The sequence below is a fragment of the Rhodococcus sp. OS5 genome, from assembly GCF_056837585.1.
In genome coordinates, this window is the sequence record NZ_JBWWRK010000002.1 from 66,534 (window position 1) to 80,928 (window position 14,395).

At 61.4% G+C, this 14,395-nt stretch carries 14 protein-coding genes; 13 read left to right on the forward strand and 1 reads right to left on the reverse strand.

All coding sequences use genetic code 11. The annotated features are described in order from the left end of the window. Positions 1-124 precede the first annotated feature (124 nt). The 13 genes from ACVZUB_RS30315 to ACVZUB_RS30375 all read left to right on the forward strand — a co-directional run bounded on the left by ACVZUB_RS30315 (position 125) and on the right by ACVZUB_RS30375 (position 13,746). Positions 125-1,317, forward strand: a protein-coding gene (locus tag ACVZUB_RS30315; RefSeq protein WP_482628790.1) for an IS3 family transposase whose coding sequence is annotated in 2 segments (ribosomal slippage) — positions 125-409 and positions 412-1,317 — 1,191 coding nt in all. Because the reading frame shifts where the segments join, the coding sequence is not laid out codon by codon here. 543 nt (positions 1,318-1,860) lie between these two features. Continuing rightward, on the forward strand, positions 1,861-2,313 hold the full coding sequence (locus ACVZUB_RS30320) for an IS21 family transposase (protein WP_482628791.1): 453 nt from the start codon (positions 1,861-1,863) through the stop codon (positions 2,311-2,313). Between the two features lie 506 nt (positions 2,314-2,819). After that, positions 2,820-3,125 (forward strand): ATP-binding protein, encoded by a 306-nt coding sequence (locus ACVZUB_RS30325; protein ID WP_482628792.1) that lies wholly within the window; start codon positions 2,820-2,822, stop codon positions 3,123-3,125. Positions 3,126-3,923: 798 nt separating this feature from the next. Next, on the forward strand, positions 3,924-4,154 hold the full coding sequence (locus ACVZUB_RS30330; protein WP_482628948.1) for a transposase: 231 nt from the start codon (positions 3,924-3,926) through the stop codon (positions 4,152-4,154). 415 nt (positions 4,155-4,569) lie between these two features. After that, entirely contained in the window at positions 4,570-5,364 is a 795-nt protein-coding gene (locus tag ACVZUB_RS30335; protein WP_482628793.1) for an SDR family NAD(P)-dependent oxidoreductase, read from the forward strand. Further along, on the forward strand, positions 5,364-5,810 hold the full coding sequence (locus tag ACVZUB_RS30340) for a GlcG/HbpS family heme-binding protein (RefSeq protein ID WP_482628794.1): 447 nt from the start codon (positions 5,364-5,366) through the stop codon (positions 5,808-5,810). The genes ACVZUB_RS30335 and ACVZUB_RS30340 overlap by 1 nt, the downstream gene beginning before the upstream one ends. Before the next feature lie 43 nt (positions 5,811-5,853). After that, positions 5,854-7,494, forward strand: a complete 1,641-nt coding sequence (locus ACVZUB_RS30345) for a GMC family oxidoreductase (RefSeq protein WP_482628795.1) — start codon at positions 5,854-5,856, stop codon at positions 7,492-7,494. A 466-nt stretch (positions 7,495-7,960) separates the two neighbouring features. After that, positions 7,961-9,337, forward strand: a complete 1,377-nt coding sequence (locus ACVZUB_RS30350) for a purine-cytosine permease family protein (RefSeq protein ID WP_482628796.1) — start codon at positions 7,961-7,963, stop codon at positions 9,335-9,337. A 374-nt stretch (positions 9,338-9,711) separates the two neighbouring features. Beyond that, complete coding sequence (locus ACVZUB_RS30355; RefSeq protein ID WP_482628797.1) at positions 9,712-10,392, forward strand: GntR family transcriptional regulator; 681 nt, start codon at positions 9,712-9,714, stop codon at positions 10,390-10,392. Between the two features lie 52 nt (positions 10,393-10,444). Beyond that, positions 10,445-11,293, forward strand: a complete 849-nt coding sequence (locus ACVZUB_RS30360) for an urea carboxylase-associated family protein (RefSeq protein ID WP_482628949.1) — start codon at positions 10,445-10,447, stop codon at positions 11,291-11,293. After that, a complete protein-coding gene (locus ACVZUB_RS30365) occupies positions 11,290-12,144 on the forward strand; it encodes a creatininase family protein (RefSeq protein WP_482628798.1) in 855 nt (284 codons plus the stop codon). Before ACVZUB_RS30360 ends, ACVZUB_RS30365 begins: the two co-directional genes overlap by 4 nt. After that, complete coding sequence (locus ACVZUB_RS30370) at positions 12,141-13,253, forward strand: PLP-dependent cysteine synthase family protein (protein WP_482628799.1); 1,113 nt, start codon at positions 12,141-12,143, stop codon at positions 13,251-13,253. Before ACVZUB_RS30365 ends, ACVZUB_RS30370 begins: the two co-directional genes overlap by 4 nt. Positions 13,254-13,269: 16 nt before the next feature. Next, entirely contained in the window at positions 13,270-13,746 is a 477-nt protein-coding gene (locus ACVZUB_RS30375; RefSeq protein WP_482628800.1) for a RidA family protein, read from the forward strand. Between the two features lie 334 nt (positions 13,747-14,080). On the opposite strand, the gene ACVZUB_RS30380 is transcribed toward ACVZUB_RS30375, so the two are convergent. Next, a complete protein-coding gene (locus ACVZUB_RS30380) occupies positions 14,081-14,395 on the reverse strand; it encodes a hypothetical protein (protein ID WP_482628801.1) in 315 nt (104 codons plus the stop codon).

Sequence of the window (14,395 nt, forward strand, 5' to 3'; positions counted from 1 at the left end):
AGATCTTACTTTGTCTCACCACGCCCCAACCAGTGCCGCGCAACGCGCCAAAGAGAGGGTCTGCTGCACGGGTAGGTGACAACTGATCTGTCTGGTCGAGAGACCGGGCTGAAAGGATGTTGCAGTGCCCAAGCCGTTCCCCAAGGAGTTCCGCGAAGATGTAGTCCGAGTCGCGCGGGCCAGAGATCCGAAGACCACGCTGGAGCAGATCGCGAAGGACTTCGGGATCCACGCCACCACCCTCACTGGGTGGATGCGCAAGGCCGATGTCGAAGACGGTGTGAAGCCCGGGACGACCGAAGACCAGAACACCGAGCTTCGCGAGTTGAAGCGCCGCAACCGGCTGCTCGAGCAGGAAGTCGAGATCCTGCGCCGGGCAGCCGCGTATCTGTCACAGGCAAACTTGCCGGGAAAATGATGTGCCCACTCGTCCGCGAGCTGGCCGAGGACGGGATCCCCGTCACGGTGGCGTGTCGGGTCCTCAAGATCGCCCGCCAGCCCTACTACCGCTGGCTCGCGCACCCGGTCACCGACGCCGAGCGCGTCGAGGCCTATCGCGCCGACGCGCTGTTCGATGCCCACCGCGACGACCCGGAATTCGGGTACCGATTCCTGGTCGACGAAGCCAGAGAGGCTGGCGAGTCGATGGCCGAACGGACCGCATGGCGGATCTGCTCCGACCTGGGCTGGTGGTCAGTGTTCGGGAAGACGCGAGGCAAGAACGGCAAGAAGCCCGGTCCACCGGTCCACGACGACCTCTGTGCTGTCGTCGATGCCAAGGGTCGGGTCCGGCACGAGTTCGCCGCCGATGCTCCAAACCGACTGTGGCTCAGTGACATCACGGAGCATTGGACCGAGGAAGGCAAGCTCTACGTGTGCGCGATCAAAGATGTCTACTCCAACCGGATCGTGGGCTACTCCATCGACTCACGGATGAAGTCCCGGATCGCCGTCACAGCGCTGGGCAACGCGGTCGCCAGGCGCAATGACGTGGCCGGCTGTGTTCTACACACCGACCGGGGCAGTCAATTTCGGAGCCGGAAACTCGTCCACGCGCTGGGCCGGCACGCCATGGTCGGGTCGATGGGACGGGTCGGCGCGGCCGGCGACAACGCCGCCATGGAGAGCTTCTTCTCCCTGCTGCAGAAGAACGTGCTCGACCCACGTTCCTGGGCAACCCGCGAGGAGTTGCGGATCGCGATCGTGACCTGGATCGAGCGGACCTACCACCGCCGCCGTCGCCAAGCCGCCCTCGGCCGATTGACTCCCGTCGAATACGAGGCAATCATGACCACGACAGCCAGTCAGGCTGCGTGACCGAACCTCTCACCTAATCGTGCAGCAAACCCATCTCAACGAAAGACGTGCGCAGGCGCGGGAAGTCAACATCATCCTGCTCGACGACTACGGCATGGACGAGACTGCAACCCCTGTCCGCAAGCAGACCATCGCCCCGGTCCTCGCAGCACTCACCCGATCCGTCGACGGCACAGCCGCGACTTTCCGCAACGGGCATGCGCCGAGGTCATCACGGAATTTGGTCTACTCTCGACGAGTTCGGCCCCGCAGCCCAGGCGGACATCGGTCGCCACCTCGGCCTCGATTCGAGCGATATGGTCGCCATACTCAACGATTTGGAGAGCCTGGGGTAGGTGAGCCCATTCGTCCAGAATCCAAGGCTCAAAGTTAAAGTTAGGCCACCTACCAAGGTGGAATGGGCACTCTCCATGGAAGACTGGTCATCGATCGGATACCTCTATCAGCAAAAAGCTGGCGAAACGTGCCATCGCTACCAGCTCGGCATTGCGCGTGACGCTGTCACCAACACCCTGACCAGCGACGAAATATGAGCGACCACAAGTGGACTCCGCGATAAGTGCCGTGGAACCCGAAGATCCGGGCGATTCCGGGCGATTCCGGGCAATCCGACCCGAATACGCCACCTCCGACCCGGCAGACCGCCTCCGGCACGATCCGGGTCAGGTTGTGCAGTGCGACCTACGGTTTCCGCCAGCGTCAATTCCGCTTGCCGGAGACCCGTCCGGTGCTCCGCCGGTCCTCGTCATGGTTGCAGCGCTCTCCCGGTTCATCACCGCGACGATGCTGCCCAGTCGGGTCACCACGGGCCTGGCCCGGGATGTGGCAGAGCTGCTCTCACGGGCTCTCGGTGCGATCCCACTCTGGTGGGACAACGAGTCCGGTATCGGTCGCGGCGGCACGCTGACGGACCCGGTGACCGCATTCGTCGGAACGGTTGCCACGACACTGATCCAGCTCAAACCGTACGACCCAGAATACAAAGGAAACGTCTAGCGTGCCAACCGGTTCCGCAAACCTCGTTGATGCCGGGTCGAACATTTCTCTCACCCGCCGACTTCAACACCCAACTGGCTGGCTTCCGATCGCAAATTCTCGTTCTTAACGCAGATCGACTGCCATACAATGGATTTGGATACCGTCGATGCGGCGGCAATGTTGTCACTGCCGCCGGCACCACCACTCACGGCACATACGCTTGATTCGGGGACTGGGCGTCTACGACCGAGCATTCGGAGTTGAATTCTCTTGTATTGCATCATGCAATGATGCTTGGGCCCAGCAATGGACGCTGCGGATTCCCTGAACGCCATCGAGGACTACTCGCAGGTAATGAAGCCGCGCATACGGGAATCGGCAGCACGGCTAGCCGAGCAGGCCCGAGCGATGTACGGAGTCACGGGCACTACCTTGCCCCGCGCTGCCGCGAGTAAGTCACAGCGGGTCAATCGTCCGGCACTCAGAACCGGATCCCATTGGCCGGACTTCCGACACGAAAATTGTTGGAGGATTCTAACTTCGGCCATCAACCGTCACCCAGTCGAGAAATGGTGGCGCATCTGAGAACTGGAGTCTTCTTGACGCAGGCCCGCAATGTGGCGCTTCTGGGGCCGCCGGGCACCGGCAAAACGCATCTTGCGACGGGGTGGGGATCAAGGCCGCTCCGTCCGGACATCGGGTTGCATTTGCGACGGCGGTCGATTGGGTGGCCAGACTCAAAGCCGCGCACGCCGGAGGCAAACTATCTGGAGAGTTGGCGCGACTACGGCAAATCGGGTGGTTCTAGCACCCTCGTTTCATTGAGGTGAGACAGATATCCCGGAGGGATCACACCAGACCCATCACATGCTGCTGACCGTGCGGTATGCGCGATCGTGGAACGCACCGACGCCGAGATGAAGGAACGCTGGAGACGTCTACGTCGAATCCGACTGCGCCCAAGTATGGTCAGTTCGGTCATCACCACGGCCATTGTTCTGTCGGCGCTCCAGCGAGGCCGCTACCGAAAACCTCAATGGCCAAAGTCCACCGCTCCCCGCAACATCGGCTCCACCGACGTCCGCCGAACATCGACGGCCAGTGCGTGCGCATCTGAGAGCGGACCTCGCTGCGAAAAGGGCAATCGCGGCGAATTGCATCAGTTGAACTCCCCTGTCCCGCCTCATCCACACATTCGAGGTTGCCTTTCATTCCGTGCCGACTCCGATTACCGTTGCCGGACAAACAGTTGCAGCGAAATACAGGATAACAATCAAGACCCAACGTCGACCGCTTCGCCAAGCTCGGTCCATTGCCGAACCGACTGCACAGTCAGGACCAGGAACGGGACATAGCCTATTTCCCTGCTACTCAACAGCTTCAGGCAATGCCTGATATGGAACAAACCTCCCATGTGAGGGGACATGAGAGCACCCATGCCGTTCTCCAGTCGTGACGTTCGAACCGTCCTCGCTTCAACGCGGGTGAGCATTCGCGGTGAAGCGATGATCGCGCCAGGTCCCTCCGGTGGCAGATCGCCGAGGTAACGCTGATCGGCTGCGCTTGAAGTTCTTGTCACGCATCGCGTCCCAGTGTCAAACGATCTCGTTCTGACGATCTTTGGGAGCGTGCAGGACCTTTGCTGCCTTGCCCTGCGCGGCGTTCCCGGTTCCCCGGGCCGCAGACCCATTGACGATGTTGCCCTCGATGGCGTCCTATTCGTTTTGCACACCAATGTGAGCTGGCGTGATGTGCCGGCCGAGAATATCGGGTGCAGTGGTATCACCTGCTTGCGCAGGCATCGCGAGTGGACCCAGGTCGGAGTGTGGCTGCGATTGCATGCCGCCCGGAAAACCTGAGCAATTCTGTTCGCGTCACGTCAGGGGTTCCACCGCAGGGCTAATCAAGTTCCCCTCAGCTCGCTCGACTGCATTGCATGCAACTCCTGCCCATCGGCGTGGTGGCTGTGGCCCAGAGGGATGGCACGGCCGTCAGGAGCATCAGCGGCAGGGTTGCTCTTGCCGAAGGAGCAGCTAACGGCCGGATCGATCTTGTTCAACAATAAGATCGAGAAAGTGGCCACAATGCCCATGTAAACCGATTTGATGCAGGGCATCCGCCAAAATAACAAAGGCTATCCCCTTGTATTGTTGAACAATAATCACTTACAGTGAGGATGTGGTCGGCGTCACGTTCGAAGAGGCGTAGGACGCCGGTTGGAAGTTCGCCGAGGTGCGACGAGGGACAAGACTTACGAGAGCAGAGGCAGCCAAAGTGAATGAAAATCTTTCGGACGGCGACGCTCAGGCACCGTTAGCGGCACTCAATCTGTCGGGTGCGACGGCGGTGATCTCGGGTGCGGCGTCAGGTATCGGACGGGCGTCAGCAGAGCTTTTGGCCCTGCGCGGCGCACACGTCGTGATCGCTGACGTCAACGAGGACCTCGCACGGATATGGGTAGAACAGAGCCCAGTCGCCGAGCGTATGCAAGTCGCGCGGGTGGACGTGGCTAACGAGGCTGAAGTATCACGGTTCGTTGCTTCCGTAGCAGGAAGCCGTGGTTCCATCGACATCCTGGTGAATTGTGCGGGCGTTCAGGTGTCAGCTGCCGTTGAGGAGATGTCCGAATATGTATGGGACAGGGTGATGGGTGTTAATCCCAAATCGTGTTTCCTGATGACGAAGCATACGTCGCCGCATATGAATTCAGGCGGGGCGGTTGTCAACCTTGCTTCGATCGCGGCGTTACATGGCGACCCCAATCAGTCGGCGTACTCAGCATCGAAAGGCGCGATCGTAGCTTTCTCCAAAGCCGTCGCTGCGGAGCTGGCTGGACGGGGTATTCGAGTTAACTGCGTCGCCCCGGGTTGGGTCGACACGCCATTCAATGATGAGGCGATCGAATCCCTCGGAGGGATAGACGCGCATCGTCGAATGATCGCGCAGACGGTGCCGTTAGGGCGCCAGGGCAGCGTTGGTGAGATTGCCGAGGTCATCGCATTCCTGGTCTCCGGCGCGGCGTCATATGTGACCGGACAGACGATAGTTATTGATGGAGGACAGATCTGATGGATATGACGTTCGAATTGGCTCGACGTGTAGTTGACGCGATGCGTGCCGCTGCGCTCGAACGCGGATCGTCGAGTGCATACGCGGTGGTCGATAAAGGTGGCAATCTCGTCATCTTCGAAGTCGACGACAACGTGATTCTTGCGGCACGAGAAATCGCGATCAACAAGGCCTGGACGGCACTGACGATCGGAGAGTCGACGTTGAGTCTGAGTACGCAGGTTCAGCCGGGACAGGACTTCTACGGACTCACCGTGGGCTCGCCTGGTCAGCGTGTCGTTGCCTTCGCCGGCGGCCATCCTCTGGCACCACATGGGCAATCACCCGTCGGTGGATGTGGCGCGTCCGGAGGCGAACTCGACGACGACGAATTCATTTCCCTGGCCGGACAGCGCGCATACCTCGCCGCGATCAGTGATCAGGAGGCCGCTGAATGCGCCGGATGAGGAGAGCAGCTGGGGTGGCCATGCCAGTTGCAGGGAGGAGTCGATGAGTGAACCAGTGGATGTACTTGTTATCGGAGCCGGGCCATCCGGGGCGGTCGCGGCAGGAGAGCTCGCGCTGCACGGCTTCTCCGTGATGTGTCTTGAGCAAGGCGACTGGGTCAATCGCGCCGAATTCCTGGGTGCGACACCCTCATGGGAAATGGGCGCTCAGCGCGTCTGGAACCCCGACCCCAATGTCCGACAACTCTCAGCTGATTACCCAGTCGATGTTGCAGACTCCGACGTGGACCCCCTGATCTTCTCCGGTGTGGGCGGCAGCACCGTCTTGTACGGTGCGCATTGGGTCCGGATGCTGCCGTCAGACTTTCGTGTTCGAACGATGGACGGTGTGGCCGATGATTGGCCATTAACCTATGAGGACCTCGCTCCCTACTACGATCGAACGGATCAGCTCGTCGGTGTGTCCGGTCTCGCCGGCGATCCAGGCCAGCCTGGGCCGGAAAACTATCCCATGGGCCCTCTCCCGATCGGCAAGGTCGGCCTGAAGGCAGCTGAAGGCATGAACGCCTTGGGCTGGCACTGGTGGCCTGGGCCTAACGCTATCGCGTCCAGGCGCTACGGTGATCTCAGCCCATGCGTGCGCCGTGGCGTATGCGAGACCGGATGCCCAGAGGGAGCGAAAGCTTCTGCAGACTTGGCACTTTGGCCGCGAGCGCTGAACAAGGGCGTGCAACTGGTTACCGGAGCGCGAGTCTCTGAAATAACGACAGACGACCGAGGTATTGCTACGGGCGCTGTATTCGTCGACCGAAAAGGCGTCCACCACCACCAGCGCGCTGGCGTGGTGGTACTCGCTGCCAATGGCATCGGCACTCCGCGACTGCTCCTACTTTCGGCATCGACGGCACACCCGAACGGGCTCGCGAACTCGTCAGGTCTAGTTGGTCGTCGATTGATGATGCATCCGCTCGCTGCGGTGCGTGGAATCTATACGGACCCGCTCGAGAGTTGGTTGGGTCCAGCCGGGCAGGCGCTGATCTCGACACAGTTCTACGAGACTGACATCGCCCGTGGATTCGTGCGGGGCGCGAAGTGGCAAGCGATGCCTACGGGCGGGCCCTTGCGCAACGGAACCGGGCACGACGGGTGGCGCCCGCGGAGCTCCGATTCAGAAAACCCGGAAGGCGTACGGCCCTGGGGCAGTACGTTCCACGAAGAAATCGAGCGGGCTTTCGGGCACTCCTTTGAGTGGAGCATCGTCGCGGAGGATCTACCGGAGGAGGGCAACCGAGTCACATTGTCGAACTCGCTGATTGACAGTGATGGCCTTGCCGCGCCGAAGCTGACTTACCGGACCTCGGGCAACACACACGCGCTCCTCAAGTTCCACGTTGCACGTGCTGCCGAAGCTCACCGTGCGAGTGGTGCTGTCGAGGTGTACGAGGTCCCGCTGGTTCGCGAGTCCGGTTGGCACTTGATGGGAACGGCCTGTATGGGGACCGATCCGGAGACAAGTGTGACCGATCCGTATGGCCGGACGCACGATGTGCCTAATCTCGTCATCGTGGACGGCAGTACGTTCGTGACCTCCTCGGGCATGAATCCGACGTCGACCATCGTCGCGCTAGCGCTTCGCAGTGTCGAGCACCTCATCGCGAATCGCCGAGAGCAGGTGACAGCGTGAGCTGGGACCAATGGACTCCGGAGGAGCGAGAGGCATTTCTGGCACTGGCTGACGTCCTTCTGCCGGGGAGTCAGAGGCTCCCGTGTGCCTCGGATGCCGGCATTGCAGATTGTATGAGGGAAGCACTGGAACTGCGTTCGGACCTGGAGGGGTCCGTGAGAGAAAAGCTTCCTCGTGTAGTCGCAGGCGAGTCCGCGGACCAGGTTGTCCGCGGACTGGACAGCGCTGGTGAACTTGAAGCGCTGCTATCGCTTTCGACCGGTGCGTACTGCATGTCGCCAATCGTGTGGTCGGTTCTGGGCTATTCAGGGCAAGAAGCCCGCGAGGCGCATGACGACCTTGACTCGTATATCGAACTGCTCAGTCCGGTCGTCGACCGAGGACATACCTATCGACGAACCCCACCAGTCAATAGCTCGACGACGCCGCATTCGGCGGTCGCGCGGTCCCATGAGGAGCGGCTCTGATGTCAAAAGACGTCATTACATCGACTAACGAGATCGCCGAGCGACGAAGTATCGAGTACATCCCGTTGGATGAGAGAGTCGGCAAGCCCCGCAGCCTTTTCGGTATCTGGTTCGGGTTCAACATGGTGCCCCTGGCGTGTGTCGTCGGCGCCGTGGGGACCACTCTCGGGTTGCCCCTGCTGTGGACGATTCTGGCCGTCCTTCTCGGGAATCTATTGGGGGGACTCACCATGGGGCTCCATGCGACACAGGGACCGCGACTGGGCGTGCCTCAGATGCTGCAGGCAAGGGGGCAATTCGGACGACGCGGAGCCAGCATCCTTGCGGCGGCGGTCGTCATCGTTGGTATCGGCTTCTTCTCCTTTAACATCATCGTCGCGACGCAGGCGATTCAGCTTGTATTTCACGATGTGCCCACTGTGGTCGCGGTGACCATTTCCTCTTTTGTCAGCCTGGCAATCTCAATCGTCGGTTACCGGTTAATCCGAGTTACGTCTGCGATGGTTGCCTTGGGAACAGGGCTGATAGTTGCTTTGGTCATCGTGCTACTGCTCACTGGGCAAGGTCCAACAGGGGTATACTCCGTCGATCCAGAGCTGACTGTCGGTGCGTTCTTTGCAGCCGTAACTGTTGCCGGCTCATGGCAAGTAGGGTTCGCGCCGTTCGTTTCCGACTATTCGCGTTACATGCCGCAGCGTGGTGAACGGGCTGCTTTCTGGGGTACCTATTTGGGGGCGACCTGTGGCGGCAGCCTCATGATGATCCTCGGTGCATATTTGGCGAGCCGCTCGGCTATCGGCGAGCCGTTGGCAGCTCTTGCCGAAGGCTTCGGCGGATTCGGCAACTTCGTTCTGGTGGCCTTCTTCGTGTCGGTGGCGCTAGCCAACACGATCAATTCATATACGGCTGGTCTGTGCGTGCTGACGCTTCTTGAGACGTTTCGTCCGGGGATCTCGATCCCAGTGTCATGGCGCAACGCGACACTCGTGCTGGTGCATGCCGCAGGGTTCACGCTGGCGCTCGCAGCGGCAGGGAGTTTCACCGAGAACTTCCTGAACTTCGTCACACTCCTGCTGTACCTGCTCATTCCATGGTCGGCCATTAACCTCGCCGACTACTTCTTGGTTCGCCACGGCGAGTACGACATCAACTCCTTCTTCGCGCAAGATGGTGGCGAATACGGTTTGTGGAATTCTCGTGCGGTCATCGCATATGCAGGGGGCATACTCGCTCAGCTGCCATTTCTGCAAACCGCTTTCTACACGGGGCCTCTCGTGGACCCCCTTGGAGGCGTCGATTTGGCCTGGATCGTCGGTTTCATTGTTCCTGGAGTTCTGTTCATTGCCTTGAATCGCCCCTCCACTGCAGACCATTAGAGGCGGCCATCCAACGACTGGCGGAGGTTTCGTCTCGGGAGTGATCAACAAGGCACGAGGACCCCGAATGTGTCGCGGCTCCAGTCTGTCGCTTCGGCTATTTGTGAGCGAAATGCGCGACCCGACATGGTCCCTGACACCCCTCTGCATGAAGTCGCTCCGGCGAAGGATATCGAAGCATCGGGGAACACCGCGAGACCGACTTGCCTTAGGCAGTTGCCTTGGATGGCCAGTGGGAATCTCCCCGACATTCGCCCGAATCGGACGCCCTTTGCCAATATTGTTCATCAAAATAATCAACTCTCGGACGTTGAACTGGGAAAATGCTGAGTTTAGTCTTGTTTTGTTGGACAATTATTGATAGATTGATTGCCATGACGGAGAACACATCGGCGGTAGGGCAGACCGGAGCAACCGCCCTGCAATGGGCGGTTGAGACGCTGCGCAATCGCTTTGTCGAAGGGAGACTGCTCCCCGGAACGCCGCTACGGGAGGTGTCTCTGGCAGAAGATCTCAAGATCTCGCGCAACACGTTGCGTGAAGCCCTTCGCCAACTTGCGGCCGAAAACCTGATCGAGGTGCAGGCATACCGCGGTGCGGTTGTCCGTACCATCACCGCCGACGACGTCCGTGACCTCTATCTGGTGCGTCGGACCCTCGAACTCCGCGCTGTGGAACAATCTGCGACGGCGGCGCCGTCCTCCCTGATTGCGCTCGCGACCGCATGTCAGATCAGCGAAGCCGCTGTGTCAGCGGGTGATTGGCGGGAGGCAGCCACGTCGAGCCTCCGCTTCCACCAGGCGCTCGTCGCCACTCTCGACAGTCCTCGACTAGATGGCTTTTTCCGCACGGTGATCGCGCAGATCAGACTCGCCTTCGCTCAAGGCCCCGATGAAGCCGCATTTCAGAGTTCGTTCGTTCCACGCGACCGTGAAGTCTGCGATCTCATGGCCGCCGGATCGATCGGCACCGCAGCCGCTGAGCTGCGCCGCTATCTCGACGACGCGGAAGCCGTCCTACTCAAGGTCGTCCTCGCCTCCTCCCACCACAACTGATCTACAGCTACCTGACCGCATGACGATGCGGTACCGACAAGTAAAGGAACACATCGTGGGCAACTACCCGGCCGCATACCAGGCCACCGCCGGCGGCGCACTCGACGTCGACCGCGCCTTCTACGACTCCGTCGCTGATCCCGACGGACGCGAACTCGTCGAGAAGTTCACCATCCCGATCCGAACCGGCACGGCGTGGGAGGTGCCGGCCGGATACGTCTGCCGCATCACCACGCCCGAGGGCCCGCAGGTCGGCGACTTCAACGTTTGGAACCGACACGACCCGCGTGAGCGCCTGTGGGCGTCGCGCACCCGCCAGCTGCAGGCAGCCCACGTCACGACTTACGACCGGCTGTGGTCGAACCTACCGTTTCTGCGCCCGCTGTTGACGGTGACCGCCGACTCTCTCGCCGACTTCGGTCCCGATGAAGACGGCGGCCGTGTACACGATCTACTCGGCACGCGCTGCGATCCGTACGTCAACAGAATGCTCACCGGCGAGGATTTCGACTTCCACTGCCACTCCAACCTCACCCGTGCGGTGCTTCCCTACGGACTGACCGAGTTCGATGTCCACGACGTACTCAACGTCTTCCAGAACACCGGCCTCAACGATGACGACAAGTACTTCATGAAGGCGTGCCCGGCCAAGGCCGGCGACTACTTCGAGTTCTTCGCCGAGATCGACCTGCTGTGTGCACTGTCGACCTGCCCCGGCGGCGATCTCTCTGTCCACCTCTGGGGGCCGGACGCCAAGGATCCACTGGAGGTGTGCCGCCCGCTCGGCGTCGAGGTCTACAAGCTTCCCGAGGACCGCCTCGAGGGCTGGGAGCAGCCGCAGCGCGCGGAATACCGCAATCAGCACGGACTGGTCGCGCCGAAATGGGAGGAGCAGGCATGAGCTCTGCACGCAGCACAGTGCCTGGCCCCGGCGGACTACCGTCTGTGTGGATGCAGGACCTCACCTGGGAAGAGGTCCAGCAGTACCTGAACGCGGAGAAGATCGCGATCGTCCCGATCGGCAGCACTGAGCAGCATGGTCCGGCCGGAGTACTCGGCGTCGACGCCTATGTGGCGATCACCCTTGCCGAAGACGCCGCCGCGCGCAGCGGCGTACTCTGCACTCCGCCAGTCTGGTTCGGCGACTCCTGTCATCACGCCGGGTTCCCCGGGACGCTGAGCATCCGCGCAGAGACCCTGACGCTGCTCGTCCAGGACATCTGTCGCGGACTGGCCCGACACGGCTTCGAGAAAGTGATTCTGATCAACGGGCACAAGGGGTCCAACCTACCCGCGCTGGTCACCGCTGTTCGAGAACTCCACGACCGTGAACTGCCCGACGTGCTGTTCGCCGTGGCGGATCCCCTGCACCTGGCGAAGTCGGCGGCTCCGACCATCAAGGAGACCAACGAGCACCACGCCGGCGAACTCGAACTCTCGCACGTGCACTACCGGTTCCCGGGCAGCGTGCGGATGGACCGCCTCACCGATGCGGGTGTCGATTTCCAGCAGGTCTTCGGAGGATTCGCCGGCGACGATTTGTTCGGCCCGGCGCCGGACGGCGTCGAGATCGTGTTCTCCGGCGACGAAGAACGCCGATTCACTCCCACCGGCAGCTTCAGCTCTTCACTCGGAGTCACCGAGGACAAAGGCCGCGCCTACCACGACCACATCGTCGCCCGGCTGTGTGAGCTCGTCGACTGGCTGCGCAGCTACCGTGGTCCAATCGGAGTAAGCGGATCGGATCAGTGACGGCTCCCGACGAGATTGACCTCAATCGGTACGACGCCGATCATCGCCACTGGGTAGCCGAGGCCGTACGCAAGATTAACGCCGAGATGAAACGCTCGGCGGACACGCACCTGGTGGCGTTGCCGCTGCCTCCGGAATGGAAAGTCGATCTCTACCTCAAAGACGAATCGACACACCCGACCGGTTCGCTCAAGCATCGCCTTGCCCGTTCCCTGTTCCTCTACGGCTTGTGCAACGGATGGATCAAGCAGGGCCGACCGGTGATCGAGGCGTCGAGCGGTTCCACCGCGGTCTCGGAGGCGTACTTCGCAAAAATGATCGGAGTCCCGTTCATCGCGGTGATCGCCTCAAGCACCAGCCGGAACAAGATCGACCTGATCGAACGCGAGGGTGGGCGCTGTCACCTGGTCGATCGGCCTGACCTCGTATACGACGTCGCGCAGGATCTGGCCCGTGAGACCGGTGGCCACTACATGGACCAATTCACCTTCGCCGAGCGGGCGACGGACTGGCGCGGCAACAACAACATCGCCGAGTCGATCTTTCAGCAGCTATCCCGGGAGCGTCACCCCGAACCGACGTGGATCGTCGCGACCGCGGGGACCGGTGGGACGTCGGCCACCATCGCCCGATACCTCGCCTACACCGGCCGCACCACCGGAGTGTGCGTCGCGGACCCGGAAAACTCAGCGTTCTTCCCCGGATGGCGTGACCATGACAGCACTATCACCACCGAGACGGGCTCACGCATCGAGGGCATCGGCCGTCAGCGGGTGGAGCCGAGTTTCATGGGAACGGCGATCGACCGGATGATGTCGGTTCCCGACGCAGCGGCGATCGCGGTCGTGCGACACCTCGAAACGGTGATAGGACGCAAAGTCGGCGCTTCCACCGGCACGGGCCTGTGGGCGGCATACCGGATCGTGTCTCAGATGGTCGCGGAGCGTCGCTCCGGGAGCGTCGTCGCTTTGCTCTGCGATCCCGGTGACCGCTATCTGGATAAGTACTACTCCTCGGAGTGGCTCTCCGCGGCCGACCTCGACATCGAGCCGTACCTGGACCGACTGCGCGAGTTCTGGCTGACCGGGAAATTCGCCTCGCCCATCTGAAAGGACAACCTGAACCATGCATACCCGCTCCTCCGCCATCGAGGCTTCTCTGGCCCGCCTCGGACTCACTCTGCCTGTTCCCGCGGCCCCGATCGGGGTTTATCTTCCTGCGGTGACTTCGGGAAAGCACATCTACACCTCCGGGCAATTGCCGCTCGCAGAGGGTGCTCTGATCGCGACGGGACGACTAGGAGCCGAGGTGAGCGTCGCCGAAGGCGCAGTAGCGGCGCGGCAATGCGCGCTTAACGCTCTCGGCGCGATAGCGGCCGAGCTCGGCGACCTCGCCCGAGTGACCCGAGTGGTCAAGGTAGTCGGATTCGTCGCATCGACATCCGAATTCCGCGACCAAGCTGCCGTGATCAACGGCGCCAGCGAGTTCCTCGGAGAGGTGCTGCCCGGCGACGTCGGTCGCCACGCGCGAAGCGCTGTGGGAGTGGCGGCACTACCACTCGGAGCGCCGGTAGAGATCGAAATGGTGGTGGAGTTCGACTGAACGGTCGGTGGTCCGTCGATGCGCCGGTCACACCCCACAACGGGGACGTACTTGAACTGCCGCTCCTCGCGCAGCCGCCTACTGTCGGCCTCCACACGGGAATCTCTCTTCACCTTGCGTCTCTCCGCTGCAGGGTCCCACCAGATCATTGGCGACAGATTAGACTCGACTCTCGGTCAGGTAATCGACATGAGGTTTCATTGAGGGACTGTCTGACATTCGGTGCAAGTGGCGCATGGTGAAATTTGGCGTAAGCCTCCTGCGTGGCGAGCGACTCCGGGCGCCCCGCACGTAGGCCCACGACACCTAGTCGTTCCGGCTCGGTCGCCTCACGCTATCGCAATGTCGCGCTGGCCAACGATGTTGGTGTGTCCTCATCGTTGGGTGTGTCCTCGCCGCTGCGGGTCAGGACCTCGAACCGAATCGCTTCGTCGGCCCCAGGTCGAGCGCGCGAGGACATCACGCTGTCCGCGCGGAGATGAAGCATCTCGTGGATGGCCAGATCGGTCACTTCGATGTCACTGAGGTCGGCGCCGAATATATCGTGCAGGCCTATATCATTCGACTGTTCGGCACTAAGAATGCCCTTTTCCTCCAAGTCATCCAGCGTACGTTCACACATCTCATCGACGGAACGAGCCGCAGACAC

Bases quoted from the DNA above. Each gene is read 5' to 3' on its own strand.
- ACVZUB_RS30340 (WP_482628794.1), top strand. From the start codon at position 5,364: ATGGATATGACGTTCGAATTGGCTCGACGTGTAGTTGACGCGATGCGT.
- ACVZUB_RS30365 (WP_482628798.1), top strand. From the start codon at position 11,290: ATGAGCTCTGCACGCAGCACAGTGCCTGGCCCCGGCGGACTACCGTCT.
- ACVZUB_RS30345 (WP_482628795.1), top strand. From the start codon at position 5,854: ATGAGTGAACCAGTGGATGTACTTGTTATCGGAGCCGGGCCATCCGGG.
- ACVZUB_RS30355 (WP_482628797.1), top strand. From the start codon at position 9,712: ATGACGGAGAACACATCGGCGGTAGGGCAGACCGGAGCAACCGCCCTG.
- ACVZUB_RS30375 (WP_482628800.1), top strand. From the start codon at position 13,270: ATGCATACCCGCTCCTCCGCCATCGAGGCTTCTCTGGCCCGCCTCGGA.
- ACVZUB_RS30350 (WP_482628796.1), top strand. From the start codon at position 7,961: ATGTCAAAAGACGTCATTACATCGACTAACGAGATCGCCGAGCGACGA.